This is a genomic window from Paenibacillus sp. FSL R5-0766, assembly GCF_037971845.1.
Lineage (GTDB): Bacteria > Bacillota > Bacilli > Paenibacillales > Paenibacillaceae > Paenibacillus.
This window is the reverse complement of record NZ_CP150227.1, coordinates 5,496,926-5,523,199: the sequence shown is the minus strand read 5'-3', so window position 1 is coordinate 5,523,199 and position 26,274 is coordinate 5,496,926. Positions and strand designations below refer to the sequence as shown.

General features: G+C 47.8%; 20 protein-coding genes. 15 read left to right on the top strand and 5 right to left on the bottom strand.

Annotated elements, in window-relative coordinates; translation table 11 throughout:
• Positions 1–68 precede the first annotated feature (68 nt).
• Both MKY66_RS23935 and MKY66_RS23930 read left to right on the top strand, forming a co-directional pair.
• Positions 69–293 carry a helix-turn-helix transcriptional regulator gene (locus MKY66_RS23935; RefSeq protein WP_017692532.1) on the top strand — a complete coding sequence of 75 codons (225 nt, stop codon included), beginning with the start codon at positions 69–71 and terminating at the stop codon, positions 291–293.
• A 231-nt stretch (positions 294–524) separates the two neighbouring features.
• Entirely contained in the window at positions 525–1,064 is a 540-nt protein-coding gene (locus MKY66_RS23930) for a DUF4303 domain-containing protein (RefSeq protein ID WP_076211237.1), read from the top strand.
• Between the two features lie 156 nt (positions 1,065–1,220).
• On the opposite strand, the gene MKY66_RS23925 is transcribed toward MKY66_RS23930, so the two are convergent.
• On the bottom strand, positions 1,221–1,559 hold the full coding sequence (locus MKY66_RS23925; RefSeq protein WP_076211239.1) for a hypothetical protein: 339 nt from the start codon (positions 1,557–1,559) through the stop codon (positions 1,221–1,223).
• A gap of 146 nt (positions 1,560–1,705) precedes the next feature.
• Here MKY66_RS23925 and MKY66_RS23920 point away from each other — a divergent pair, with 146 nt between their 5' ends.
• The 4 genes from MKY66_RS23920 to MKY66_RS23905 all read left to right on the top strand — a co-directional run bounded on the left by MKY66_RS23920 (position 1,706) and on the right by MKY66_RS23905 (position 5,060).
• Positions 1,706–2,569 carry a MurR/RpiR family transcriptional regulator gene (locus tag MKY66_RS23920; protein WP_076211241.1) on the top strand — a complete coding sequence of 288 codons (864 nt, stop codon included), beginning with the start codon at positions 1,706–1,708 and terminating at the stop codon, positions 2,567–2,569.
• 9 nt (positions 2,570–2,578) lie between these two features.
• Positions 2,579–3,307, top strand: a complete 729-nt coding sequence (gene nagB / locus MKY66_RS23915) for a glucosamine-6-phosphate deaminase (RefSeq protein WP_076211331.1) — start codon at positions 2,579–2,581, stop codon at positions 3,305–3,307.
• Positions 3,304–4,524, top strand: coding sequence for an N-acetylglucosamine-6-phosphate deacetylase (gene nagA, locus MKY66_RS23910; RefSeq protein ID WP_076211243.1), 1,221 nt, complete (start codon positions 3,304–3,306; stop codon positions 4,522–4,524). The genes nagB and nagA overlap by 4 nt, the downstream gene beginning before the upstream one ends.
• Before the next feature lie 164 nt (positions 4,525–4,688).
• Entirely contained in the window at positions 4,689–5,060 is a 372-nt protein-coding gene (locus MKY66_RS23905; protein WP_036673485.1) for a hypothetical protein, read from the top strand.
• A gap of 580 nt (positions 5,061–5,640) precedes the next feature.
• Here MKY66_RS23905 and MKY66_RS23900 read toward each other — a convergent pair.
• From MKY66_RS23900 to MKY66_RS23890, 3 genes are all read right to left on the bottom strand, one after another.
• On the bottom strand, positions 5,641–7,227 hold the full coding sequence (locus MKY66_RS23900) for an oleate hydratase (protein WP_076211246.1): 1,587 nt from the start codon (positions 7,225–7,227) through the stop codon (positions 5,641–5,643).
• 154 nt (positions 7,228–7,381) lie between these two features.
• Positions 7,382–8,017, bottom strand: a complete 636-nt coding sequence (locus tag MKY66_RS23895; RefSeq protein WP_256704232.1) for a TetR-like C-terminal domain-containing protein — start codon at positions 8,015–8,017, stop codon at positions 7,382–7,384.
• 972 nt (positions 8,018–8,989) lie between these two features.
• Positions 8,990–10,345, bottom strand: a complete 1,356-nt coding sequence (locus MKY66_RS23890) for a dipeptidase (protein WP_076211248.1) — start codon at positions 10,343–10,345, stop codon at positions 8,990–8,992.
• Between the two features lie 215 nt (positions 10,346–10,560).
• Here MKY66_RS23890 and MKY66_RS23885 point away from each other — a divergent pair, with 215 nt between their 5' ends.
• The 7 genes from MKY66_RS23885 (at position 10,561) to MKY66_RS23855 (ending at position 23,211) form a co-directional block, all read left to right on the top strand.
• On the top strand, positions 10,561–12,966 hold the full coding sequence (locus MKY66_RS23885) for an AraC family transcriptional regulator (RefSeq protein ID WP_083657068.1): 2,406 nt from the start codon (positions 10,561–10,563) through the stop codon (positions 12,964–12,966).
• 332 nt (positions 12,967–13,298) lie between these two features.
• Complete coding sequence (locus tag MKY66_RS23880; protein ID WP_026081491.1) at positions 13,299–14,228, top strand: sugar ABC transporter permease; 930 nt, start codon at positions 13,299–13,301, stop codon at positions 14,226–14,228.
• Between the two features lie 12 nt (positions 14,229–14,240).
• The gene (locus tag MKY66_RS23875; RefSeq protein ID WP_017692544.1) at positions 14,241–15,128 is read left to right on the top strand and encodes a carbohydrate ABC transporter permease; all 888 of its coding nucleotides are present in this window, start codon (positions 14,241–14,243) and stop codon (positions 15,126–15,128) included.
• Between the two features lie 18 nt (positions 15,129–15,146).
• On the top strand, positions 15,147–16,652 hold the full coding sequence (locus tag MKY66_RS23870; protein ID WP_076211251.1) for an extracellular solute-binding protein: 1,506 nt from the start codon (positions 15,147–15,149) through the stop codon (positions 16,650–16,652).
• A gap of 132 nt (positions 16,653–16,784) precedes the next feature.
• The gene (locus MKY66_RS23865) at positions 16,785–20,138 is read left to right on the top strand and encodes a glycosyl hydrolase (protein WP_076211252.1); all 3,354 of its coding nucleotides are present in this window, start codon (positions 16,785–16,787) and stop codon (positions 20,136–20,138) included.
• Complete coding sequence (locus MKY66_RS23860) at positions 20,113–20,976, top strand: polysaccharide deacetylase family protein (protein ID WP_083657069.1); 864 nt, start codon at positions 20,113–20,115, stop codon at positions 20,974–20,976. Before MKY66_RS23865 ends, MKY66_RS23860 begins: the two co-directional genes overlap by 26 nt.
• A 57-nt stretch (positions 20,977–21,033) precedes the next feature.
• Positions 21,034–23,211 carry a glycoside hydrolase family 88 protein gene (locus MKY66_RS23855; protein WP_256704233.1) on the top strand — a complete coding sequence of 726 codons (2,178 nt, stop codon included), beginning with the start codon at positions 21,034–21,036 and terminating at the stop codon, positions 23,209–23,211.
• A 190-nt stretch (positions 23,212–23,401) separates the two neighbouring features.
• Here MKY66_RS23855 and MKY66_RS23850 read toward each other — a convergent pair whose 3' ends face one another.
• Positions 23,402–24,277: a DUF72 domain-containing protein gene (locus MKY66_RS23850; RefSeq protein ID WP_076211256.1), complete on the bottom strand. Its 876-nt coding sequence runs from the start codon at positions 24,275–24,277 to the stop codon at positions 23,402–23,404.
• Positions 24,278–24,509: 232 nt separating this feature from the next.
• On the opposite strand from MKY66_RS23850, the gene MKY66_RS23845 reads away from it, so the two are divergent.
• Complete coding sequence (locus tag MKY66_RS23845) at positions 24,510–25,253, top strand: class I SAM-dependent methyltransferase (protein WP_076211258.1); 744 nt, start codon at positions 24,510–24,512, stop codon at positions 25,251–25,253.
• Between the two features lie 27 nt (positions 25,254–25,280).
• Positions 25,281–26,264 (top strand): MBL fold metallo-hydrolase, encoded by a 984-nt coding sequence (locus MKY66_RS23840; RefSeq protein WP_076211260.1) that lies wholly within the window; start codon positions 25,281–25,283, stop codon positions 26,262–26,264.
• The last annotated feature ends 10 nt before the right edge of the window (positions 26,265–26,274 follow it).

The window sequence follows — 26,274 nt, the reverse complement described above, 5'->3', positions numbered from 1 at the left end:
TAAGATGAGTTGACTGTATCCCCTTAACCTTGTTACACCAACACAACCCGAGCAAGGAGGGGTGAACATTGAAGGGTATCGATCATAAAAGCAAATTTTTGTTGACCCACCGTGAACGCGAAGTATTCGAATTACTGGTTCAAGACAAAACAACGCGTGACATCGCAGGGCAGTTATTCATCAGCGAGAAAACGGTGCGTAACCATATTTCGAATGTGATGCAGAAACTCAATGTTAAGGGTCGTTCGCAGGCAGTTGTCGAGCTGATTAAGCTTGGAGAACTGAAGATTTAGTTGCGAATTACAGTTAGGATTAAGTAGCAGCATGAAAGCCTTTCTCTATTCTTTGTCATGAAGAATGGGGCAAGGCTTTTTTGCTGTGTTGGATCATGAATTTAAGAAAGATCCGAAACGTAGCATCGCTTGTTTTCATTATTTTAGTAGACCATAATGATTACATATAGGAAACAGATAAGGCAGTAGGTAAGGCTTGAAATTGAAACAATGGTAGAAAGGATGATCTAAATGGACCTTGTCTTAAATGAATTTGAAGACCATTTTCGTGCGAGTTTTCTGCCCGATCTGGAACAAACGCTGTCTAAAGTGCAGGATGAGAAAGTATATGCTTGTGCATTTGGAACAGACAGTGATTGGGTAACGCTGTTCATGGCGTTAAATACAGAGGAGTCATTGAGCAAACATATTACGAATATGAAGGAACAGGGGCTGTGTGATAGCGAGCAGGACGAGATCTATTACAGATGGGGCTGCTCCGAATATCAATATGGCGAGGATACGCACTTTAACCACATCAGCCGATTGTTGTATGGAACAGAGGAGGTCCAGAAGCATAAAGATGAGATCATTCGAATCATCGCCAAAGTTGTGAATGAGACAGTAGATGACGTTTTTGCCCGATATGGTCAAACCAAAGCAGACATTACGTTTTTCGTTTCTCTAACAGATGACGATCTGGCGGAGGAAATTGAAAATCAATCGGTTCATCAAATGACTGTCTCCAGCTTAGCCAGCAAGTTCTTAAAACGATATGATGGCATCAACTAGAACGAGTTAACTTGAGTTAAATTGAATCAAAAGAATTGAATCGTTGTACCGCGAAAGTCTTTCCTATTCTTTATCTAAAGAAGGGAAGAGGCTTTTTTGTTTTAGCGTGAAAAAATGAAACAACCGAATCCATAATAGTTTATCACTTATAGATTCCTATTCGTTTGAATGAGCATCCTCCATCTTTTCTTCGAAAAAGACTGATAAAAGAGCTGCTCCAATTCCTCGAACTCTGCTTCGTTCAGATGAAGATGGAGTGCTCTTTTCGCAAATTTTGGCGGCAGGCTGGGAAGAAGATTTTCGGCCTCCGGCTTTTCGTTTGATCGGAATATGAAATTGCAGCAAGTCTTCGAGTTGATTCCAGCCTTCCCAACTCAATCGACCTCCGCGTTTCCAGTCAATAGCATAGAGGGCATAATAGGCATGTGCTTCTGTTTGTTTGGTAGCAATAATCCAGGTGGAAGGAATGAATTTTCTCCGTTGTATTCGATTCATTGAATTGCTCCTTCTTTTGATATTACAAAAGTCATGTTAAATTCCTCTTGATTTGCAGGATCGACTTGATTAGAATAAAGTTATAAAAATGATTTTCTTAAATTATTAAAAATAAATAAAAATAATTTTCATAAAGTGAGGTCCTCATGGCAGCCATATTACGTGCGTTGCAGCAAGAACTGAATAACCTTCCTTCTCAGGAGCGACGTATCGCCGAAGTCATTATGCAATCCCCATCGGACATTCCCGGCTGGACGATTAGTCATCTGGCAGAGCAGAGTGGCACAAGTGCGGCGACGGTAACCCGCTTTTGCAAGTCGTTTCATTTCAAAGGCTTTCCTGATTTCAAAATGAAACTCGCCGCAGAATTGTCCCACGCATCTGATGAAACGGCGTATCAGGATATTGTAGCGGGCAATTCCCTATCCAAAATTGTTGAAGCTATCGAAGCCAACCACCTCGCGTCTATTGCAGATACCACCCGTTTGCTGGATTTGGGCAGATTGGAGCAAGCCGTTCAATTATTGTGCCAGGCTCGCCGCATCGACCTGTACGGTGTGGCAACCTCTTCGATTGTTACACAGGATTTCTATCAGAAACTTGTGCGGATCGGCAAGAGCTGTACGGCTTTCTCCGACTCACACATGCAGATTACATCCGCATCTTCGCTCGCAGAGGGAGATGTGGCGATGGCCGTATCCTATTCAGGCGAAACACCAGAGACCATCGATGCCCTGCATTGTGCCAAACAGGCCGGAGCTTCTACGATTTCACTGACTTCCTATGGCAGTAACAAGCTTGCAACGGTATCCGATATCCCACTCTTTACGTCCTCTCTGGAAGAAGGCATGAGGCGTGGAGATATGGCTTCCCGTATTGCACTCCTGCATGTGGTCGATATTTTGTTCACAGGCATGGTAAGTGCCGACTTCGACCGTTTTATCCCCAGACTGGAACAATCCTATCACAATGTGCAATCTTATCGAGTCCAACACAACGGAGGTGCCTGACAGATGAAGATGAATATACGCATTTTTGAAAATGAAGAAGATTTGAACGCCACAGGTGCTGGCCTCATTGCCAGCTTGTTGCAAACCAAACCACGGGCTGTACTGGGGCTTGCGACAGGAAGTTCTCCTGTAGGCATATATAAACAGCTTATCACGTTGTACCAGAAGGGGCTGGTCAGCTTCTCACAGGCTTCTTCTTTTAATCTGGATGAGTATGTCGGTCTTCCAACAGAGCATCGTGAAAGTTACCGCAGTTTCATGAATGAACAATTATTCAATCATATCGATGTAGATATTGCTAGAACGCAAGTGCCTGATGGTCAGGCTGCAGATCTGGAACAGGAATGTAATTCTTATGAACAACGGCTGGACGATCGTGGACCGGTAGACCTTCAACTGCTGGGCATTGGACATAATGGTCATATTGGCTTCAATGAACCGGGAACGGAGCTGACTGGACGAACACATGTCGTGGATTTGAAAGAAGAGACGAGAAAGGCAAACGCACGCTTCTTTGACAGCATTGATGAAGTTCCGGCTCAGGCGATTACAATGGGTGTCGGTACCATTTTGAAAGCCAAACAGATTCTGCTCATTGCCCGTGGCGAGGAAAAAACCGAGATTATTCGCGAAGCGTTCATGGGTCCAATCACAACGGCCTGTCCTGCATCGCTTCTGCAATGTCATCCAAATGTGGTGGTATTGCTGGACCGTGCAGCTGGGAGGCTGGTGAGATGACCGAGGAGAATAGCCATGAACCTGGGAGCCAGCGTGATGAAAATATTTCTCTTCTTCGGGGCAAGCTGCTCCTTTCAAATGAGATGTTGGAAGACGGTGTATTAGCTTGGAGGGATGGGAAAATCCTCTATGCTGGAATACCGGAAAGTCTTCCTGAACAGATTCGGCGAGAGGCTTTGCCGCTGTCTGTACCGGAACGCGGCCTCATTGTGCCTGGATTTATTGATATCCATGTGCATGGTGGGAACGGAGAAGACTTTATGGACGCAAGCCCGGAGGTGTTGGACAAGATCACTTCTTTCCATAGTACGCAGGGGACAACAGCGATGCTTGCGACTTCGATGACGGCTCCAAAAGAGCGACTGGATAACGTACTTGCTGAAGTGGACCGCTATCGTTCGAGTGAAATGCCATATGCACAGCTTGAGGGTGTGCACCTGGAAGGCCCGTTTTTCAGTCCAAAATGGCCTGGTGCGCAAAATCCGGAACATATCATTCTGCCTGATGTATCTTGGCTCGAAGCATGGGAAAAGCAATATCCCGGCCTGATCCGTCAAGTTACACTGGCACCGGAACGTGAAGGCGCACTGGAAGCCATTTCGTGGCTGCGAGAACAGCGGATTACAGCGGCACTCGGCCATACCGATGCGACCTATGAAGAGGTGGAACGGGCAGTGGAAGCAGGACTTCATCATGCCGTTCATACGTTCAATGCCATGACACCGCTGCATCACCGGCTACCGGGAGCTGCCGGAGCCGTGCTGAGTGATCCACGTATCAGTGCCGAGGTGATTGCTGATGGTATTCACGTACATCCTGCGGCGATATCAATCCTCGCTCAGCTGAAGCAACATAACGATCAACTCGTGTTGATCACAGATGCCATGTCTGCTGCGGGATTGGATGACGGGGAATACAAGATCGGTGACCTGCCCGTAATCGTGAAGCATGGCGAGGCCAGACTGAAGGACGGCGGCGCACTGGCCGGAAGCACGCTGACAATGATTCGCGGTTTCCGTTACCTGATACAGGAAGTGGGCTTGAGTCTGAACGCTGCATCAAGAGCAGCAAGTCTGACCCCGGCTCGCCTGCTGGGTATTGATCATCGGACAGGTTCCCTGGCTCAAGGAAAACAGGCAGATATCGTTTTGCTGAATGCGGAGCTGGATATTGAGGGTGTGTGGGTGAAGGGCAGACGGATCGGCGAGTCATATTAGATTTAGAAAATTAGTATTTTGCTAATAACTCTCATTTGTGATACATCAGTCTTCGGAGTTAAAACTTGGCTTTTATCTGTGTAGAGGCAACACCTTGCGCAATATGTTAAAATAGATCTCAAAAAGACGGGATCTGCGGATCACGCATAACGGAGGCGTGAAACATGGAACGTAACGCTATGCTCGAACATGATCCGTTCATCACAGTGCTGGCGGAGAAGTTGCACATACACGGATATTATGCCTTTTATGGCGAGCATTACAATGAGACCGATATGGAGCTGTACCGCAGGCATCTGTTCACATCATTCAGCAACATCGTATGGGTAGAGCTGGATGCACGCAAAAAGTATATGATTGTCGATCATCGTGGACGCAACACGGTCATGAAACTGATTGAAGGTATGCTGAACACACGTAGAACGCTGCGAGCAAATCAGGCAATGGCAGGTACGGACACCGCTGGAGTCCAGCAGGAGATCGCACATTTATCCAAGCTTGTGCACATGCTGAAGTTCACAACATTCCGCACATAAGTGGCGTGAGTAGCGCTAACGAATCTGTGAAGCCTTATTCCAATGATTTTGCTGTCATACAAAATGTAACGAAACTCAGCCACGCTATTTAATGCAATTTAGCGATATTTCGGTACTTAAACATGCTTACAGCACAAATAAAGTGTCTACGATTCGTTAGATTATCAAACCTGCGAAATTTCGAGAAATAAGGCTTGTGAGGTTCTTTAGACGACAGTTGGCAATCTCGATGAAAGCTATATGTCAGGCTTAGATAGTAAACGAGTAAACGAAAGAGAGGGTCCTGTCATAGCTGACGGAACTCTCTCTATTTTCTTTATACAACGACTCTTCAGTTCAGCAACAACGATATTCACTCATTGACTCGTTCGACGGGAATGCAAGCTTCTGAAGCTCACTCATGTATTAACTCTTATCTTACTAGTTTGGCACAATCAATAGAATTATGATAACAAAGCTTCCTAAAAGATCACAAAGTTACTCACCGAATCCTACAGATATCTCCAAAGATCTATCCGCATCCACAGATCCATCCAACATTCCTTCATTCATCTTATGTCTGAATCGTCATTAAAAGCAGTCATCTAAACGAAGTCACAAAACTACTGAACAGCGTCCGAACATCATACTGATACTTGTTGATCGGCTCAATTGGCCGGTTCTCTCCGAGAAGAGTGTAGACGGCGATCCGTGCTGCCCGGACTGAATATTCTTCCGTGAATACCACGTCATCGGGAATATCGCAGAACTGACTGATGAAGGCCAGATTGGTGGAGCCTTCAGGTACAACCTTCGGTCTGTCGCTGTTTAGTCTAGGCATGAATTGCGCTGTAATGTATGGCATCATGCATGGAATGCAGTTGGCGGTAGCCATGATGTCCTCTTGATGTTCCTGGAAATGAAGATGGCCGATCAACTCCTGCATAATCTCTTCCCCGGTACAGTCGCACATTCTTTTCTTCACGTAATCGCCCACGTTATCCGGGGATAATCCGTATCCCCAGAATACGTTGACATGCTCCGGCTGACCGCGGAAGTGCGGCTGGAAGGCGAGAACGACAGACATGAACCAGCTGGAATCCTTGAAAGTAACCAGAGCACCGGTACCTGCCCGGTTGCGTGTGAATTTCTCCATCAGATCAAAGAAGACCGAATCCTGGAAGGTGACCGTAAACGATTCCCATTTGGACTCATCCACATGATCATTAAAAGAAGAAGGGTTGCCCAGCATCGGTTTCTTGGCGGCAATGTTCTCCCACAGCTTCCATGAGCTGCCCTTGCCGTTCAATTTTGGTGCGGAGGTCATGGAGCCGATATCGGCTCCTTCGGTCATCGAACCGTTTGTGACAATGACGAGATCACCTTCGAGGATGTCAATGACTTCCTCTTCACCTCCCCTGAGCACATGCATCCGACTTACCGTAATGCCGTCGCCGTCTTTGAAATCCAGATCGGTAACCGTACATTTCAGCGTGAAATCAACGCCAAACGGCTCCAGGTAGTTATGCAATGGCAGGATAATCGAGTCATATTGGTTGAACGGTGTGCGGGTGACACCTTCCAGCGTCTGAATTCTTGGGAATTCGTGAAAAAAGCGAAGCATGTATCTTTTGAATTCCACGGCGCTATGCCAAGGTTGGAAGGCGAAGGTCGTCGCCCACATATACCAGAAGTTTGTTTTGAAAAAATGAGGGCCAAACCAGTCGTTAATTCGCAATTTCCCCAGCGTGTCTTCAGGAGTAATAATCAGTTTGCCCATCGCCAGACGATCGGCCATATCAAAACCCATGGAGAGCACATCTTCGACCTTGCCTTCACGGTTAATGAGCCGCGCATTGGAATGTGTGGGATTGGCATCGTCAAATTCGGTAATTTCCTGTCGGACAGATATGCCCGGACGGTCGATGGAAGGGATGGAAGCCAGCAACTCCCAGAGATTCTCATAGGCCTCGTCATTGAGCATCCGTCCGCCGCGGATGATATATCCTTGATCGGGATTACCAGCACCGTCATTGCTGCCGCCGAGAATCGGCATTTCTTCGATAATGTGAATATGTTCTCCGGGAAAGTCACAATCTCTAACCAGATAAGCTGCACCCGCCAAAGATGCAATGCCGCCGCCTACAAAATAGACCTGTTTATTACCATGTTCTTTCTTCACGATCATTCGCCTCCAAAAGTTACTGTAATCACATCCCTAATGTAAACCTTGCAGGTTCCGTAAGGTATGATCAAAAGAAAGGGAGCGTCCAATTTTTGGTCACTTTTGGAAAAATGTCTAAAATATAGGCTTAGATCACATACGAAAATAGCCGCGCATCCTAATCAGATGGCAGCTTATTCTCATACTTGTGCAGTGCCCTCAGGACATTGCCTTCGATCAGCTCGCTGAGCTTCTCAATAATCTGTTTTGGCGGTTCTTGCATGTCGCCTCTCATCCACTGAATGATCAGCCCAGTAAAAGCCAGGGTATAGAAGTTGGCGACAAACTCTTTGTCTTCACCGCGGACCTGTATCCCACAGGCCAGCTCATCAATAACACCCATGATCAGATCATGAGTTACTTCATAGAGGTATACATCCAAGTGGGTGCGCCCGAGCGAGTTGAGCGTGTTACAGCAGAACGTTTTGTTGTTCTCGATGTAACAAAAGATTTTATAGAATCCGTCCGTCCATGTGCTGTAGCTTCGGTACTCCGTAAGACTCTCCACCGCTTCAGTCTGATAGATCCACCCAAGCAGCGCGTAAATATCCTGAAAATGATAATAAAAGGTTTGCCTGTTCACTCCGCAATTCTCCACCAGATGTTTGACCGTAATTTTGTTCAGTGGAGTATGCTCCATCAGTAATTTAAGCGAGTGAGCCAGCGCATTTTTGGTCAGATGAGAAGCAGACACAACATTCACCTCATCATTTTGGATTAGCTTGCCGGGGCGCAACAGCACGTAAACACTCATGGCAAAAGCCCCGCGCCGAAGTTGCTGAACATAAGCAAGTCAAAACGCAGAAATCCCGAAAGATCCTCCATCCACAAATACCCCTGTAGTCATCAACAATCTTCGTTACAGCATCCGCAACATACTCCATAAGGGTAAATTCTAAATATCAATCGATTAAACCAAACAGCCGAAGACCACGGCTTGAGTTATCTCTATCACAACCTTAAAAGTTAGCCGTCGTCTAAAACCAGTCACAATAAAGCAACCGCTGTAAAAGCTGAAACCTAGTGAAGGAGACCGAATCAAAAAAAGGCTATAAGGTCGCGTATGTTATCTCCCATACACTAAACCATTAAAACCGAGACCTCGTCTATAAAATCAGTCATAGGAACAATGATAACGAACTTATCGAGAAAAAAACGAAAAAAACGAAAAAATCTAAAAAGTGTTCAGCAGCCCATCGTTAAGGTAATCTATCACACTAACCCATCAAAGTGAGACCCAATCCTTCGAAGCAGCCGCGATAAGGCTCCAACGTAACGATCGCGACAAAATCCAAAGAAACGGCCTATAAGGTCACCATGTTGTTATCACTAATACACTAACCTTTTTAAAAGTAAGCCTCCATCGTCTCCATCATAAAAAGCAACCATCAAAAAAACTACAATTTCACCAAAGAAACAAAGAAACAAAGAAAAAAAGAAATAAAATAAATAACAAAAAAACGACCCGAAGGCCGTCCTTTTGTTCTCCTAATTACACTAACCATTCAATAGTTAGCTCAATCTTAAAATCAGTCATGCGAGAAGCTGCAACGTAGTGGAGGGGACGAAATCGATTCTGAAGAAGCGGAGCGTTCGCCTTTATCCCCGGATTTCTCCCTTTAGAAAGGGAATCAAGGAAATACGGGGATAACAGCGATCTAAAGAACGATTCGGCCCCGTAACGTCCACTCAGCACGCTCTCATGAACTGGTTTTAAACACGATGATTACAAACTCTTCAGAAATTGAACAATCGTCAACAACCCTTTATCAAAGTTCTCCAGGTTGAAGTGCTCGTTCGGTGCATGCAGATTCTCATCCGGCAAACCAAAGCCCATCATAACAGCAGGGATTTCGAGTACACGGGAGAGCTTCTCAACAATCGGAATGGAGCCGCCATCTTTGGTAAAGAGGGCACGAACGCCATACACGTGCTCATACGCATCTGCCGCTTTTTGCAGAATGGGATTGGAAGGATCAGTGTTGAAAGCAAAAGCTTTCTCGATCTGTTTCACATGCAACGTTGCACCCGGTTGAACGTTAGCGCGCAGATGTGCTTCGATACGATCCAATACATGTTGTGGATTTTGATCCGCCACGAGGCGGCATGTAATTTTGGCATGAGCTTCCTTCGGAATAACCGTTTTGCTGCCTTCGCCTTGGAAACCACCCCATACGCCGTTTAGTTCCAATGTTGGACGAGCGCCAACACGTTCCACGAACGAGTAACCTTCTTCGCCGTACAATTGCTCCAGCCCGAGGTCTTGACGAAGCTGTTCTTCATTGAAGCCCTGTTTTACAAATTCTTCTCTCATCTCAGGAGACAGTGGCAGTACGCCGTCGTAGAAACCATCTACACTCACACGACCTTGCTCATCATGCAACGAAGCGAGCAGGGATACGAGTGCGTGCAGTGCGTTGGGTACTCCGCCGCCAAATGAACCGGAGTGCAAGTCGGTATTGGCTGTGTTCAGATCCACATGCATGGAACATAGGCCGCGCAGGCCAGTGGAGATTGCCGGTTTTCCTTTTTCAAGCAGGGAAGTATCCGAGATCAGTATCATGTCTGCACGCAGCTTGTCTGTATGTTCATTCAGATAGATGGGCAAGTTCGGGCTGGAGATTTCCTCTTCGCCTTCAATGCAGAACTTGATGTTAACTGGCAGTTCTTTGTTTTCGGCGAGAATGGCTTCAACTGCCTTGATATGTAGGAAAATCTGTCCTTTGTCGTCCGTTGCACCACGGGCATACAGCTTGCCATCACGAACGGTAGGTTCGAAAGGAGGCGTGTCCCACAGATTAAGGGGGTCTACAGGTTGTACATCATAGTGTCCATAGATCAGAGCCGTCGGTTTGCCGGGTGCATGCAGGTGATCTGCATAGACAATCGGATGTCCAGCCGTTTGAATGACCTCTACGTTTTCCATACCTGCACGTGTGAGCGCATCTGCTGCCCATTGTGCTGCACGATTAATATCCTCTTTATGCTCTGAAATGGCAGAGATACTTGGAATGGACAACCATTCATTCAGTTCTGCCAGGTGTTTTTCTCTATTTTGTTCAAAATAAGTCTGTTCTTTCATTAAAAAGGCCTCCTTCATGTTTGCTATATCTCATTGTAATCCATTTTGTCATGTTAATAAAACATTGGTTAAAAAAATGATCGGTTACAGATCGTTTCATTCACCAGAAGATTGTGCGTATAATACAAGAAAAGGATTTCATCCATATATTCTCAGGGGAGTTGAGGAAGTTTCCATGACAGTCAGACCCGATGCAAGCAGGCAGGTGAGCAGCGATGGAACCGATTAGGAGCGATCGAATATTTGGCAGATTCAAGCGGTTATCCGATTTGAAGGCAGGAAGGCATAAAGGACGATTTTATCGGAACAGCCTCATGCTTATTTTGCTCATTGCCAGCATTCCCGGACTAATCACAGGTATCATCATGTATCAACAGGTTGTTGGCCGGATGGAAACCGAGTTCAATCAGATGCACCAGAACCAGATTGAGAACCGGGCACGTAATGTGGATGACCAGCTGGCTTATCTGGAGATGAACTTATCCCATTGGGCTTTTGAACCGAGGTTTGGCAATGCACTGCGAACGTTGGATTTTGTATATTATTTCAATGAAACGCAGGAGATTGTGACTACCTTATACGTATTACAAGGTTCCCATCCACTGATCAAGTCAGCACAGCTGTATTTGCAGGAACCGAAGCCAATCTTGTTTAATCGGGATTATACCGAATTGAACGATGAAGCCAAAGTACAAGCATATGATCGATACCTTTCCATGGGGAACCACGTGTACTGGACAGACTGGGTTTCCGGCATCAACAGAGATACCGAACCTTCGACCAACGATAGTCCACTGCATACGGATGCAGGCAATGCACTTGTTCTAGTACATAAGATACCGGGGGAGAGCATTAATCCGTTTGGTGCACTGATCATCACGCTGGATAACGAGAAAGTTGCTAGTTTATTGAAAACGCTTACTCCTTACGACGAAGGGTTAACGTTCCTCATGGATCAGGAAGGAAACACACTGGTTACCGGGAATCCGGGAACGGCGGGAGAGACTTCTGCTTTTGAGCAGCAGCTAAAAGAAGAAGTAGCCCTGCATGCGGGCAGCCGCTCATTCCTGTTCCGATATGAGGATCAGACCTATTCTGTCTCATACGGTTCATTGAGTCGGATCGATTCAGACTGGACTTACGTCTCCGCAGCGCCTTTGACCTCAGTCACTTCGCCAGTCAAACTGGTGTCCAAAATCATCGTCATTGCGAGTATAGGCAGTCTCATCCTGGGATTATTGTTATCCTGGTTTGCTTCACGCCGCATATATTCACCTGTAGCGCGGATGCTGCATCTGCTTACGCCTGGCAGAAACGAAACAACACCAACGGATGCCAAGCTGGATGAGTTTGAGCTGCTGGAGCAACAGTGGAACGAACTGACCTCCCGCAGTGTTACGGCACATCGTCAGTTGCAGGAGCAGCTTCCCCATCTGCGCGACAGTTTTGTCTTACAACTTGTACAGGGGCATTTATATGCCTATAACGAGCAGGATCTCCAGCAGCGCATGCGTCATCTTGGATTTGAGCTGGAGGGCCAGCAGTATTTGCTGGTGCAAATGTATTTTACAGGGTACGAGCAACTGCAAGGCAGATTTGGGAGCCAGGACACGGGATTAGTCACCTTTGCAGCCGTGAATATCACTCAAGAAGTGGCAAAGAATTATTTTAGACAGATCAGTGTCATGAATTTTCATGACCTGTCTTCCGCCATGCTTGTGATTGCTCCCCAGGACGAACCTGTGAAATCACAGGCGCTGTTATGGGGACAGGAGCTAGTGGAGGTCATTGGACGTACGCTCAAAATGAAGGTTACCTTGATGATCAGTCGCCCGGCGGCTTCACTTCAGGAACTGCCCAGACGATTTGTCGAGATGGAACAGGCCGTGGCTTATCGCAGTGTGGAGGAAGGAAGTCAGATTCTCGATCTGGAGGATGAGGCGTGTTTCCGCAGAAATGAAGCAACTTCCTATCCGCTTGGATTGGAACGGGAGTTGTTACAGGCGGTCAGGCTGGGCAAACAAGCCGAAGCAGAACGTGTGCTGGAACAATTCATGAGTGAGATTACGCGGACGGGCAGTACCGAATTCCAAGTTCAGCAAATGATGCTTCAATTGCTCGGCAGTATTCAGCACATGATGCTGCAAACGGGTGTCACACCTTATAAACTGTTTGGTGGTTACAACATGTATGAGCAACTATCCGGTATTCGTGAACCTGTACAGATGAGGCAGTGGATGATGAATGAGGTATTCATACCTTATATACAAGAGGTTGAGGTACGATCGCAGGAACCGCTGAAGCTGGTGGTGGAACGAACGATGTTGTACATCGATACACATTACCGCAGCGACATTTCGCTGGAAAACTGTGCTGACGAGGAGCAGATGACACCCTATGCACTGAGTAAGGCATTCAAACAGGTATCAGGCATCAACTTTATTGATTATCTGACACGTGTGAGAATGGATGCGGCGAAGCAATTGTTACGGGAGACAACGATGAAAATCAATGATGTGTCGGCGGCTGTGGGATATCAGCACAGTTATTTTAATCGGATCTTCAAGAAACAGGAGGGAGTTACCCCGAGTCAGTATCGCGATCAATGGTTTGGACAATAACCTTTTATATCTTTGTCATTTCAGACCGGCATTCAGCTTTAGTGGATGTCGGTTGTTTCTTTTTTTACCGTGATACAAAGAAGGATAAACCCGCAAAAATGTGCAATTCTACCTGCTACGTTATGTTCAGTTTCTTGTGAAAATGGCGTTATAGCGGGCTTTCCGACCATCATGCCGTAGTGATGCAAAAAATGAAGGTTGCCGGAAAAAGATCGGCTGTATAGTCTGAGTATCAGGTTAATTGATAACGCTTACATCGTTGAGGGAGGGGAGACATGATGAACGGGAAGACGGACTGGAATACCAACGCCACTGCAACTGCTCAAGCGAATATGGCAACAAGACCATTAAAACAGGAGTCCAATTGGAAAAGGCAGATCAAACGAAACAAATGGTTATATGTGCTTGTGCTTCCCGGCTTTTTGTACTTTGTTATCTTTAAATACTTGCCCATGTGGGGGATCATCATTGCCTTTCAGGACTACCAGCCTTTTCTGGGCATCCGGGAGAGTAACTGGGTAGGGCTAGAGAACTTTACGAACTTTTTCTCCAATCCAGACTTCTTTCGACTATTACGTAATACGCTGGTCCTTGCCCTGTATGATCTTATCTTCTTTTTCCCGGCACCGATCATTATCGCCTTGTTATTAAATGAAATTCGGGTGGCTTTCTTCAAAAGAACGATTCAAACGCTGGTCTATGTACCCCATTTTGTATCGATGGTGATTATCGCCAGTATCACGTACGTGTTCCTGACCCCGCAGGGCGGGGTGTTATACGACCTGATCGCCTGGATTACAGGCAAGCCCATTGATGTGCTCTCCAGCCCGGGTTCGTTCCGTCCGCTCATTATTGTACAGATGATGTGGAAAGAGATGGGATGGGGCACAATTATCTTCCTGGCAGCCCTTGCAGGTGTGGATACGGAACAATATGAAGCCTCCATTGTGGATGGCGCCGGACGATTACGGCGGATGTGGCATATCACGCTTCCAGCCATTCGTACGACCATAGTCATTTTGCTCATTCTCAGACTGGGGAATTTCCTCGATACCGGATTTGAGCAGATCTATCTGATGACCAACTCCCTCAACCGGGATGTGGCAGACGTATTTGATACGTATGTATACACGGTGGGGATCACGCAAGGTGCATTCAGTTACAGTACCGCTGTTGGACTATTCAAGTCTGTGGTGGGGATCATTCTGGTACTTGGCAGTAATAAACTTGCGAAAAAATTCGGCCATCCCGGAATTTATTAAGGAGGAGCGCCCATGAACAGCCGTCTATACAACAGCCCTGCCGGCAAGGTATTTGATATCTTCAATTACGTCATGCTGGGGATTCTGGGCATATTAACTGTCCTTCCGTTCCTGTATATTATAGGGAATTCTTTCGCAACGGAAGCCGAGATTACCGAACGCAGTTTTTTCCTCATTCCGAAGGTGTTTTCCTTCAGCGCGTATGAGTATATCTTTTCATCGTCCACGATCTTTCGCAGCATTGGTGTTTCTATTTTCATCACGGTAGCAGGTACACTGGTCAATCTGTTCTTCACACTAACGATGGCCTATCCACTATCCAGAAGTGACTTCTGGGGCCGTAACGTCATGATGAACATGGTGATCTTCTCGATGTTATTCGGCGGTGGCATGATCCCGACGTATCTCGTCATTCGTGGACTGGGACTGCTCGATTCTTACTGGGCTCTTATGCTTCCTGGCGCGATCAGCGCTTTTAACTTAATAGTTGTCAAAAACTTTTTTCAGCAAATGCCGCCCGGACTGGAGGAAGCGGCCCGCATCGACGGCTGTTCGGATCTCGGGGTGCTGTGGCGAATCGTTCTGCCTTTATCGAAGCCGGTCATCGCCACGTTTGCCTTGTTCTACGCCGTAGGCCACTGGAACAATTTTTTCTCGGCACTGCTATACATTTCCGACAGTGACAAATGGCCGTTACAAGTCATGCTGAGACAGATCGTGTTGCTCTCGCAAGCCAGTGTCGGAGATATGGCTAACATGGACCCCAATTTTGTTCAGCCACCAGAGCAGTCGATTAAAATGGCGGTGATCGTTGTAGGTACCATTCCGATTTTGCTGGTGTATCCGTTTTTGCAGAAGCATTTTGCCAAAGGTGTCATGTTAGGTTCAATCAAAGGCTAAAGCCAAGGGGGAGAACGTATGGGACAAAAAACGGGATTCAAAAAAGGTGCACTGTTACTCTCTGCGTCACTGGTATTGAGTACAATTTTGGGAGCATGCTCCACGGATAAAACAGGTTCAGGGAGCGCTGCCGGTGGCACAGACGAAATTACCATTATGCTGCCGAACTTTGAAGCGGAGAATCCGCCGGAGAACAGCCCGGTCATCCAGAAGCTTGAAGAACTGACCAAGGTGGATGTGAACCTGCAGTGGGTGCCAAGCAGCTCGTATGAAGACAAATTCAACATTACACTGGCCTCGGGAAAGCTGCCTCAGATTATGGTGGTGTTAGGGAAGTCTCCAAGTTTCATTAATGCGGCCCGAACCGGAGCATTCTGGGAGCTTGGTCCTTATCTGAAAGATTATCCGAATCTGAGTCAACTGAATGAAATCATCACCAACAATGCATCAATCGATGGCAAAACCTATGGGATCTACCGGGCACGGGCCCTGGGACGTAATGGGGTTACAATCCGCAAAGATTGGCTGGAGAATCTGGGGCTGGAAGAGCCAAAGACGATTGACGAATTTTACAATGTATTGAAAGCGTTCACGAAGGATGATCCAGACGGTAACGGCAAGGATGATACGTACGGTCTGGTTGCCAGCAAATTCACGGGTCCATGGGATAACATGCAGGTATGGTTTGGTGCACCGAACAAATGGGGAGATGATGGTAGCGGAGGCCTGATCCCGGCGCATGAGACACCAGAATACATGGAAGCCCTGAAATTTTTCCGGCAAATCTATAGCGAAGGTCTGGTGAACAAGGACTTTGCCGTGATGGATGCAACGAAACTGCCTGATCCATTTGTGAATGGGCAAGCCGGTGTCATGGTGGATGTAGCAGATAATGCACAGCGCATGGATCAGAAAATACTCGATAAAGACCCCAATGCGACAGGACGTGTGGACGTGCTGCAAGCGATGGAAGGTCCAAAGGGATTGCGTGATATGCCAACGTCTGGCTACTCTGGCCTGATTGCGATCTCCAAAAGCAGTGTCAAAACGGAAGAAGACTTGAAGAAGGTACTGAGCTTCCTGGATCAGTTGAATGAACCGGAATTGCAGGCATTGTTGTACAACGGACTGGAAGGCAAGCAGTATGAGAAAAAAGAAGACTACATCATACCGAGCACTGACAAGCTTGCGCTCCGCGACCTGCAAGGATTAAATCAGATTTTGATGTTTGTGCCGGAAGACAGAACGCTTCGTGTCCAACAGACACCTGTCCGTGAAAAGGTTGCACAGGTGCAGAAAGCCAACGAAGAGATTGTCATTGCCAATCCTGGCGAACCGCTGATCTCTGATGTTTACGCTCAGAAAGGACCGCAGCTGGACAATATCATCAACGATGCGCGGATCAAATATATCGTAGGTCAGATTGATGAGAAAGGATTCGAAGATGCTGTTGCCCTGTGGAAGAATAACGGCGGAGACGATTATGTCAAAGAAGTTAATGAACTGTACGCTGCACTGAAGTAGTTGGAAAACACGACTTCCTGAATATGGTTTTTGATGTATAATCAAAGCGAAAAAAACCTATATGAACTTAAATGAACGTTATTGGTAAAGCTGGACACCACACACTCTTGGACACGCAGGGAGGAAGGCGACATGTGGAACGGGGATGCTTTTGAAAATCCCGAGGCGCAGTACAGGGTCCATCCTTTTTGGTTCTGGAACGGGGAAATGGAAGAAGAACAGCTTAAGCGGCAAGTGGCTGAGATGGCGGCGCAAGGTGTAGGTGGATTCTTCATCTGTCCGCGTCAGGGACTACAGATTCCCTATCTCTCTGAAGCATGGTTTGATAAGGTACGGGTTGCAGTGCGGGCAGCTGCCGACCATGGCATGCAGGTATGGTTATATGACGAATATCCATATCCAAGCGGGATGGCTGGTGGGGAAGTGACCCTTGATTTCCCTGAAGCGAAGCAGCGACAGCTCGTGCATCACCAACTGGTGGTTCAGGGCGGAGAAGCTGTAGATCTGGAGTTGCCGTGGGGACGAGTGTTGGTTGCCAAGGCGATTCCCAAGGACTCAGAGGGCAAACGGTTGTGGCATGAATCCATTGACTTGCGCAGTAAAATCGGCAATTTCCAGACCGATCAAGTCTATCAGGAGACAGGACTCACCTCGTATAATCGCAAGCGGTTTTTCACCTACCGAACAGCGTTCCGCTTGTTGTGGGATGTTCTCCCAGGTGATTGGGAGTTGATTATATTTCAAGAAATGGAGATCGACGATTTCAAATATTACGGCAACTTTGTTGATCCTTGCCACAAGGAAGCGATGAGTCGTTTTATTGAACTGACACATGAGCGTTATAAGTCAGCGGTTGGAGATCAATTTGAAAGCGTAATCAAAGGTATGTTCTCGGATGAGATTGCACCGCTGGGTCGTATCCCCTGGTCCCCACAGCTTCCCCGTTATTTCAGCGAGCGTTGTGATTATAGTCTGATCGATTCGCTACCGGCGCTGTTATATGGTGATGTTCCGGACGCGCATCATATTCGGTATGACTATTATCAGTCACTGCATCTGCTTCTCAGGGAGTCCTATCACAAACAAGTGCATGACTGGTGTGAGGAAGCAGGAATCCAGTACGCGGCAGAGGTGCCTGGCGTACGGATGACCACCCAGTTGTTCAGTCATATGCCAGGTGGTGATTCGGCCCATGAGAAAATCGGACGGTCCTTATCGTGGATTCTGGAACGGTATGGTCAAAAGATGCGTGACAATCCCAAGATGGTCAGTTCGCTTGCCCGGCAATTGGGCCGAAGCCGCAATCTGATTGAATGTTTTCACAGTGTAGGCTGGTCCATGACGCTACAGGATGCCAAGTGGATGATTGACCGAATGGCCGCCATGGGCACCAATTTTTATAACTTTCACGCCTTTTTCTATACGATTGGTGGGCTTGCGAAGCATGACGCACCGCCGTCTCAATTTTTACAGAATCCCTACTGGAAGCATTTCCGGCAGTTGGGGGATTACACCGGACGTTTGAGCTATCTCATGAGCACCGGAACAGCAGACATTCGTATTGCCGTGCTTGACCCAACGACGACATTCTGGAGTCTGATGGGTAATCCGCTGCATGGATTTGAGTATAGCGGCGAGGACGAAACTGAGCGAGTACAACTGGATCGTCTAACGAAGGACTGGATGCGGATCACGACACATCTGCTCGAAAACAGACGTGACTATGATCACCTTGACCCCGAATTGTTGGCTGAAGCTGACTTAACGGATGGCACCATTCGGATCGGCGTTGCCCGTTATGACGTATTAATTCTGCCACCGATGCTGAATCTGGAGGCCGCGGCCTGGGAACAGGTGAAGCGATTGGTTCGGCAGGGAGGAACTGTCATCTCTGTTGGGATGCCCCCGCATATTGCGATTCAGCCGGGAAGTCCAGAGGGAGAGGAAGCTGCCCAGTTCTTTGGTGCGGGTGAGCAGCCTCAAGAAGTGTACTGGGGCCGTAACGTGACAACAGATCATGATAACCGTGAAACCATGTGGCATCAGGGTGAGGGAAATGCTTATTTTCTACCCGCAGGAACGGGCCAAGGAGATGACTTTTCGCTGGAGCTGATCTCTCTCCTACTCGATCAGGTATTGCCCGAACCCATCTGCTGGATCATGGAGGAGGAAAGCGCCTCCCTGCTGATGCACACCCGTCAATTGTCGGCTGGAGAGCACATGGTTTTCTTGACTAATCAGGAGGGTCAGGAATTAAAGGGTCAATTGAAGCTGGTCGCCAGACAGCTGTGGGATGGAACGGAGTTGACAGAGGGTGCTTGTATTGTGGCAGAACGACTTGATCTGGAGACAGGGCGGCTTCAGACATTGCCGTATACGAGCAGTGGTGGGGAATGGTGCATTTCACTAACGCTGGCGCCGTATGAAGCACATGCTATTCGTCTTACTTTACAACCTGCGAAGGAAGAGGCATTAACAACGAAGGTGGATGTAACAGACAAAACGGGTTCGACGTTCGTAACGGATGTATCGGCAGGAGCTAATCAGGCCCGTAAGATCATGGTCCCTTCGGAAGGGCCATGGCGACTGGAAACGGTGCAGCCTAACATTTTGCGAATGGGACAATTCCATCTTCAGGCTTCCAATGTTAATGGTGTGATTCTGGAAAGCCAGCATGTAGCTGTAAAACCGTTTATTGATCAGGCGGCAGAATTATCGGAGCAGAAGCATCTGCCAGTCCAGTTTAATCAGGTATTTGGCACACCGAAAAAATCATCTATTGCTTATTCGATCGAGTGTCGATATACGACCACATTTGAGCTGAGAACGGCATTGCCTGCATGCTTGTTATTTATGGACAGAGCGGCGATTTCGGGCACTTGGTCGATGGAGATTAATGGGCAACCGCTTGAAAAGGAACAATTCGATCCAATCGAAATAACCGACCACAATAACATCGCATGTGAGATTACGGAACTTCTGCATAGCGGTCTCAACGAAATGACGGTGATTGTGCAGGTAACGAAAGATGAGGATGGTATCGTTGATCCCTTGTATCTACAGGGAAGATTCGGCGTGGAGTTCCATCATGAAGGCATGGCTTCGCTTGTGCGGGAATCGGACACGGCCCTTTGTATCGGACCTGAACCGCAACCGCTGTATCCCCATTTTGCCGGGGAAATGAGTTATAAACGTACGTTCTGGCTGGATGAGTCAAGGGAAGATATTACCTCGTTTGAACTGGAATTTAGCGATTGGCGTGTGCAGGATGTGGTGGAAGTGCGGGTGAACGGACATAGCCTGGGTGTGAGATGCTGGTCTCCGTATCGTTGGAAAGGAGAGGCCTCCTGGTTGCGTCCGGGAGACAACGACATTGAAGTACGGATCACGAACACATTAATTGGCCTGCTGGAAGGTACGTATTTTGATTCAGAACATCATCGATTACAGGATGCAGGTCATGTACCTGTTGAAGAATTCGGATAAAGGAGTGGTAGCAGGGATGGGACATCGTATTCAGTTTGACCGCTATCCAGGTGGTGTGATGAAAGCGTTAACGCTCAGTTATGACGATGGAGTGGTGCATGATCGCAGACTGGTGGAAATCTGTAATCGGTATGGTCTGCGGGGAACCTTTAATCTGAACTCCGGTACCCTGGGTAATCCAGGCCGCATTGAGGCAGGGGAAGTCGCTGAACTTTATACGGGGCATGAAGTAGCCGTTCACACGGTTACTCACCCTACACTGCCTTATGTTCCGAATGAACTATTGACCGAAGAGGTTATCGAAGACCGAAAAGCATTGGAGCAGCTCGTCGGTTATCCGGTACGAGGCATGGCTTATCCCAACGGAGGGTATAACCGTGCGTTAAGTACAAAGCTGGAGTGGCTTGGCATTGATTATGCCCGTTCCGTTGAATCACATGGCAGATACACGTTGCCAGATCGGCCGCTTGAATGGCATCCGACGTGTCATCATAACCATGATCTGGCGGCTCATGCCGAACGTTTTATCCAACATTCCAAAACAGGTACGCCACTATTACTCTACGTCTGGGGTCACAGTTATGAGTTCAATGACAATGATAACTGGGAGATTATCGAACAGTTTGGTGAGCATATTGGCGGCAGGGATGATATCTGGTATGCCACGAACATCGAAGTGATTGCCTATTGGAAAGCGGTGCAACGATTGGAGTGTTCAGCTGATCGATCCATCATCCATAATCCGTCTGCCATCCCGGTTTGGTTCACGGCAGATCAGCGGGTTGTTGAAGTGCAGGGCGGAGAGACATTGCGGCTAAGCGAACGAATCAAGGTATAAGGAAGGGGGCTGACGATCATTCGTTATTTTCATGAGAACGAGGCAATTGCAGGCAAGGTGTACGATTCAATTCCGGATATATTGACTACGCTGGCTCAGCGTTATATTGGCGATCATCCGAAACATTCCTTTTTGTTCAGAGCTTATCATCAGGGTGGTTTTCGTAGACTTGGGGACTATCGCTACGACCTGAGTCTGAATGAGAAATGCGTAGAGGCGCATGCAGGGCAATACGTGTATGTATGGGGCAAGTTATGGAGCGAGCAGAATACAACGTTAAATACGGGCCTGAACTGTTATAGTCCGGTGACAATCTATGTGAACGGTGAAGAGGTATTCAAGTCTGAGTTGATACAGGAGTTATTTCCCGAGCGAAGAACCCAGATTCCAATTTCCGTGAACTATGGCTGGAATGATGTATTGCTGTGTTTTGTCAAAACAGAAGTGGGATTCGGCGGTATATACGGAACAGCCTCGTTCAAAAATTTCCCGCTGCACTTCCTCACTCCTGGGGCAGATCGTCAGGGTCAGGAAGGCTGGTTATATTCGGAACCCGTCGATGAACCTGTATTATCTCTTCCTCGTGACGGCATGACGGAAGAAGAAACGGGCCTTTCCTGGTATCCGCGCAGGGGCTGGACAGATGAGGAGCAGAGCATGGGTTCTTTTGCCCGCATCTTTGGAAAAGAAAAGCCCGCTGTGGCCTACGCATGGTCCAAACTGGATGTAACCTTGCCAGGATCAACGCCAATTATTTTAAAAGGTCGTCATGATGGAGCTTTGACCCTGTATGTGGATGGCACGGAAGTATACTCTGCTGGAAGCAGCGGTAATTTCCACGTTGAACTCCCACGCCGTTACGGTTCCTCGGATTTGGTCGCAAAAGGTGAAATTCAAACACTTGGTGTCTCCTGGGGATTCACGTTGGAAGATGCCGAGCGTTCGGGTTCCAAAGGCTGGAGACTGAAATCGCCTCATCCGGTTGCGGGATGTTCTGACCCCTGGCTGTACACGGGTGTGTTTGCTTCCGGTGATGAACCATCCCACGCCGACATCGTGCGAACCGATACCGTATTTGATGATGGCGCACAAGGTGTGTATTGGCGGGTAGATCTTCCCGACACCCATGTCCGTCCTTACCTGGAAAATACACATTACGGAAAGTGGAATTATCCGCTCGGCGTCACCCTGCTTGGACTTCTCCAAACGGGACAGGAATTGGGGCGGGATGATTACATTCAGTACGTGCGGCAACATATTGAACTGAGCACTTCATTTGACCGCTATGGTCTGTGGGATCGGGAAGGGTACGGTGCGGCAGGAATTAATAATCAACTGTCTGCCATCGACAGTCTGGATGATTGCGGTTCGTTTGGATCTACACTGCTTGCTGCGATGGAATTTGGCGATATTCGTGGGGGAAGAGATACTGCGGATCGGATTGCAGGTTATATTACGGATGAGCAGGAACGTCTGGAGGATGGCGCCTTTTACCGGGTTCGCGGCAGTGGAGAGATGCGTCAGGAAACGATGTGGTGTGATGACTTGTACATGAGTACACCTTTTCTGATGCGTTATGGTCAATTGACAGGCGATGCGACGTATTGGGATGATGCGATCAATCAGTTTCTGATGTTCCGTAAATACCTCTACCTTCCCGAACAACAGATCATGTCCCATGTGTATGATTTTGTGCGTGGTCGGGCGACAGGTATTCCATGGGGACGAGGGAACGGCTGGGTGCTATTTTCATTAACCGAATTGTTATCCATCCTGCCACATGATCATGTGAAACGGTCGGAACTACTACAGTTCTATCGTGATTTAAGTGAAGGTTATTTGGCGCTGCAAGGGGAAAATGGACTATGGCATCAGGTGCTGAACCGCCCGGATTCATATGAAGAAACCTCTTGCACGTCCATGTTCATCTACGCTTATGCCCGTGGTATTCGGGAAGGCTGGCTGGAACAGCCAGAGCCTTATTTGGAGGCAGTACGCCAAGGATGGCACGGCATGACACGTTTGTCGATTGACTATAAAGGCAATATATACGGGGTATGCCGGGGTTCCGGGTACTCGTTTACCGCCTTGTATTATCGCGATGATCTGGGCTGGAATCTGAACGATACCCATGGGATCGGCATTGTGCTCTTGGCAGGCATTGAATTGTATAAAATGAACCAGAAGCTCCGTGAGGCGCATATCGATTCTTCGGTTACAGCCGCGCAGCGCTGATGTTTGACACAACGAAACGGCTGTATGTGGATAGCCTTCTATAGGTAGATTACCAGCTAAAGAAAGCGGCAAAGCCCTCGGGCTTGCCGCTTTTAGTTTGTTTCCAATTTCGAATCCGATCTGCATAATAGCAATGATAAATACACTTACCTTCACCCAATAATATGAATAACTCCGTTTTTAGCACGTATTAAAATAGCTCCAGCTGCTCCGGTCCTTCTTCCTTCTCCGGTTCAGAACGGTCAGGGAAAGGCTTCACCGGCTGATCCAGCAGGTCCATCATCATCTGGGCATTCGCCGCTGCATCGCCACCTGAGTTGTTGTTGAAAATAACATAGACATCCTTGCTCTGCTCCTGCAATTGCTCCAGATATCCTTTCCACTCCAACAGCTCTTCCTTGTTGTAACGGTACAGGTAACGGGTCTCGCGCCAATTGGGCGCACCATTCTGATGCCACCCGGACACATTGCGTCCGTGCATGCGCACCAGCGTCATCTCCGAATCCGTCGCCTGTGGAACGATGGGAATGGAACCTGTACCCGCCTGAGGTTCGTCACAGACACTGTGAATCCAGCCTTGCTCTTTCAGGAACGAAAGCGTCCGCTCGCGCATGTCACCTTCATACCAGCTACGATGACGGAATTCCAGGGCACACGGAATGCCCTCCATTCGAAGTTTCACTTCACGAAGCTCTTTCACGTTGTCCTTAGTGCACTCAAACCAAGGTGGATATTGAAACAAGGCTGCCTGCATCTTGCCAGCTTCAATGACAGGCTCCAGTGATTCCCGAAAAGCCTTATACATCTCCGACGTGCTGGTGAAGTATGGTTTGCCTCGCAGATGTCCGGTCATTCCCTGATAGGCTTTGATGATAAAAGCAAAGGATTCGGGCGTCTCTGCAACCCACCGTGCCATTCGATCCCGCGGCTGAACGGCGTAGAAAGAACTATCCACCTCCACGGTGGAGAAGTACTGTCCGTATAGACTGAGCTTGTCTTTGGCTTTGGTACGGTTTGGGTAGAGATCTTCCTGATCCCCCCATCCGGTAAGTCCGATGCGAATCATAAGAACACCTCCTGTTGCTTTTTGAACAACCTCTTATAATTAACCGATTCGCAGGGGTATGTCTAACATTATATCGTGTGCATTTTGGCTCTTCAATGTTGGAAACTTACTGGAATTTTTTGAGTTTGCAGAATAAAGACGTTACAATACATTAAAGCTAGGGGAAATGATCAGGCCTGTACAAAGCGTACTATAGATAGAGAGCCAGTGACCAAGTGGAGGGCGAGAATGGATGACGGAATGGTATGAAAAGAGTTTTGGAGAAGATTATCTGCTCGTATACAAGCACCGGGATGTGCAGGGTGCCTATCAGGAAGTACATAAAATGATCAAATGGTTGAAGCTTGAGCCTAACTCTGAAGTATTGGATCTATGCTGCGGTATGGGAAGGCACTCATTGGCACTTGCTGATGCGGGATTAAGAGTGACCGGGGTCGATCTGTCTGATGTGCTTTTGCGCGAAGCCCGACTAATGGATGACGAACACCGAGTAACGTGGTGTCATGCAGACATGCGTGAACTCCCCCTGAAAGGTGGCTTTGATGCCGTAGTCAATCTGTTCACATCGTTTGGTTATTTCCTGGAGGACGGAGAACAATTGAAAGTATTACGTGCCATTCATCGGATGCTTCGCCCGGGTGGTAGCTTTATAATTGATTTTATGAATACGGCTTATGTGACTCGTCATCTGGTACCGCACTCCGTCCGAGAGGATGAAGGGCAGCGGATTGAGGAGTTCCGCAAGATTGAGGATGGATTTGTGCAAAAGGAAATTCGCATTACGGATACCACATCCGGACATGAACCGCGGGTATATCAGGAGCGTGTGAAGTTGTATACAAAGGATCAACTGAGTCAGATGTTAAGTGCCGCCGGACTCCGGGTAGATCAGGTACATGGCGGCTATGACGAAGAGAAATATGACGAGCAGACTTCTCCACGCATGATTTTTGTTGGTCGTCGTCCTGTGGAGTGAACAGAGATAGTCTGGAAGGGGGATAACATGAAGCGCACAGAAGAGATGCCCATGACAGAGGGCATACATCGGGTCAAGATCAGCATGTCGTTTCCCTTACGATGGGTGAACAGTTATGTCTTATCAGAATCGGATGGGAAGATAACTATTATAGATCCGGGACCGCGTAATTCGGAAACAGAACAGGAGTGGAGTGAAGCGCTGGCAGATCTCGGCCTGACCTTTAGCGATATTCGTCAAATTGTACTCACCCACCATCACCCCGATCATCTTGGGTTGTCGGGTTGGATGCAACAGATGACGGGGGCACCCGTTCGAATGTCCACACGCTCCCGCCAAGAGGCCGACTATATGTGGGGACCTGATTCACGTATTAATACATTATTACCTGATTATTATGGAAGCCACGGAATGCCGGAAGACAAGACTGAGCAGATACATGAACATATGAAGGCATTTACTTCGCAGATCACACCACTTCCGAAGGTGACACCCATTGAAGATGGCGAGTGGCTTGATATGGGCGGGAGACGTTGGGTTGCTGTGGAGACGGGTGGACATGCCCCAGGCCATTTATCCTTTTATGCGCCGGAGTCCATGGAGATTCTGTGCGGAGATGCAGTTTTGCCACAGATTTCACCGAATATCAGTCTGCAACCCGGCAGTGACCCTCAGCCATTATTGTCTTATATGGAAGGATTGCAACGTCTTGGGGAGCTGAATGTCAAGCAGGCGTATCCGGGGCATCGGAATCCTTTTGCCCAGTTCAACGAACGGACAGTTCAATTGCTGGCTCATCACGAGGAACGTCTTCAGAAGATGACGGAGCGAATTCAGGAGTCACCGGCGAATGCGTATGACATCTGTGTGCACATGTTTGGCAACCGGCTGGGTACCCACCAACTGCGGTTTGCCATGAGTGAGACGTTGGCCCATTTGCAGGAGTTAATTCGACGCGAACTAGTGAAGCAAGAGCAACAACCGGATGGCACGTTCTATTTTCAAATCTAAACGGAATGAT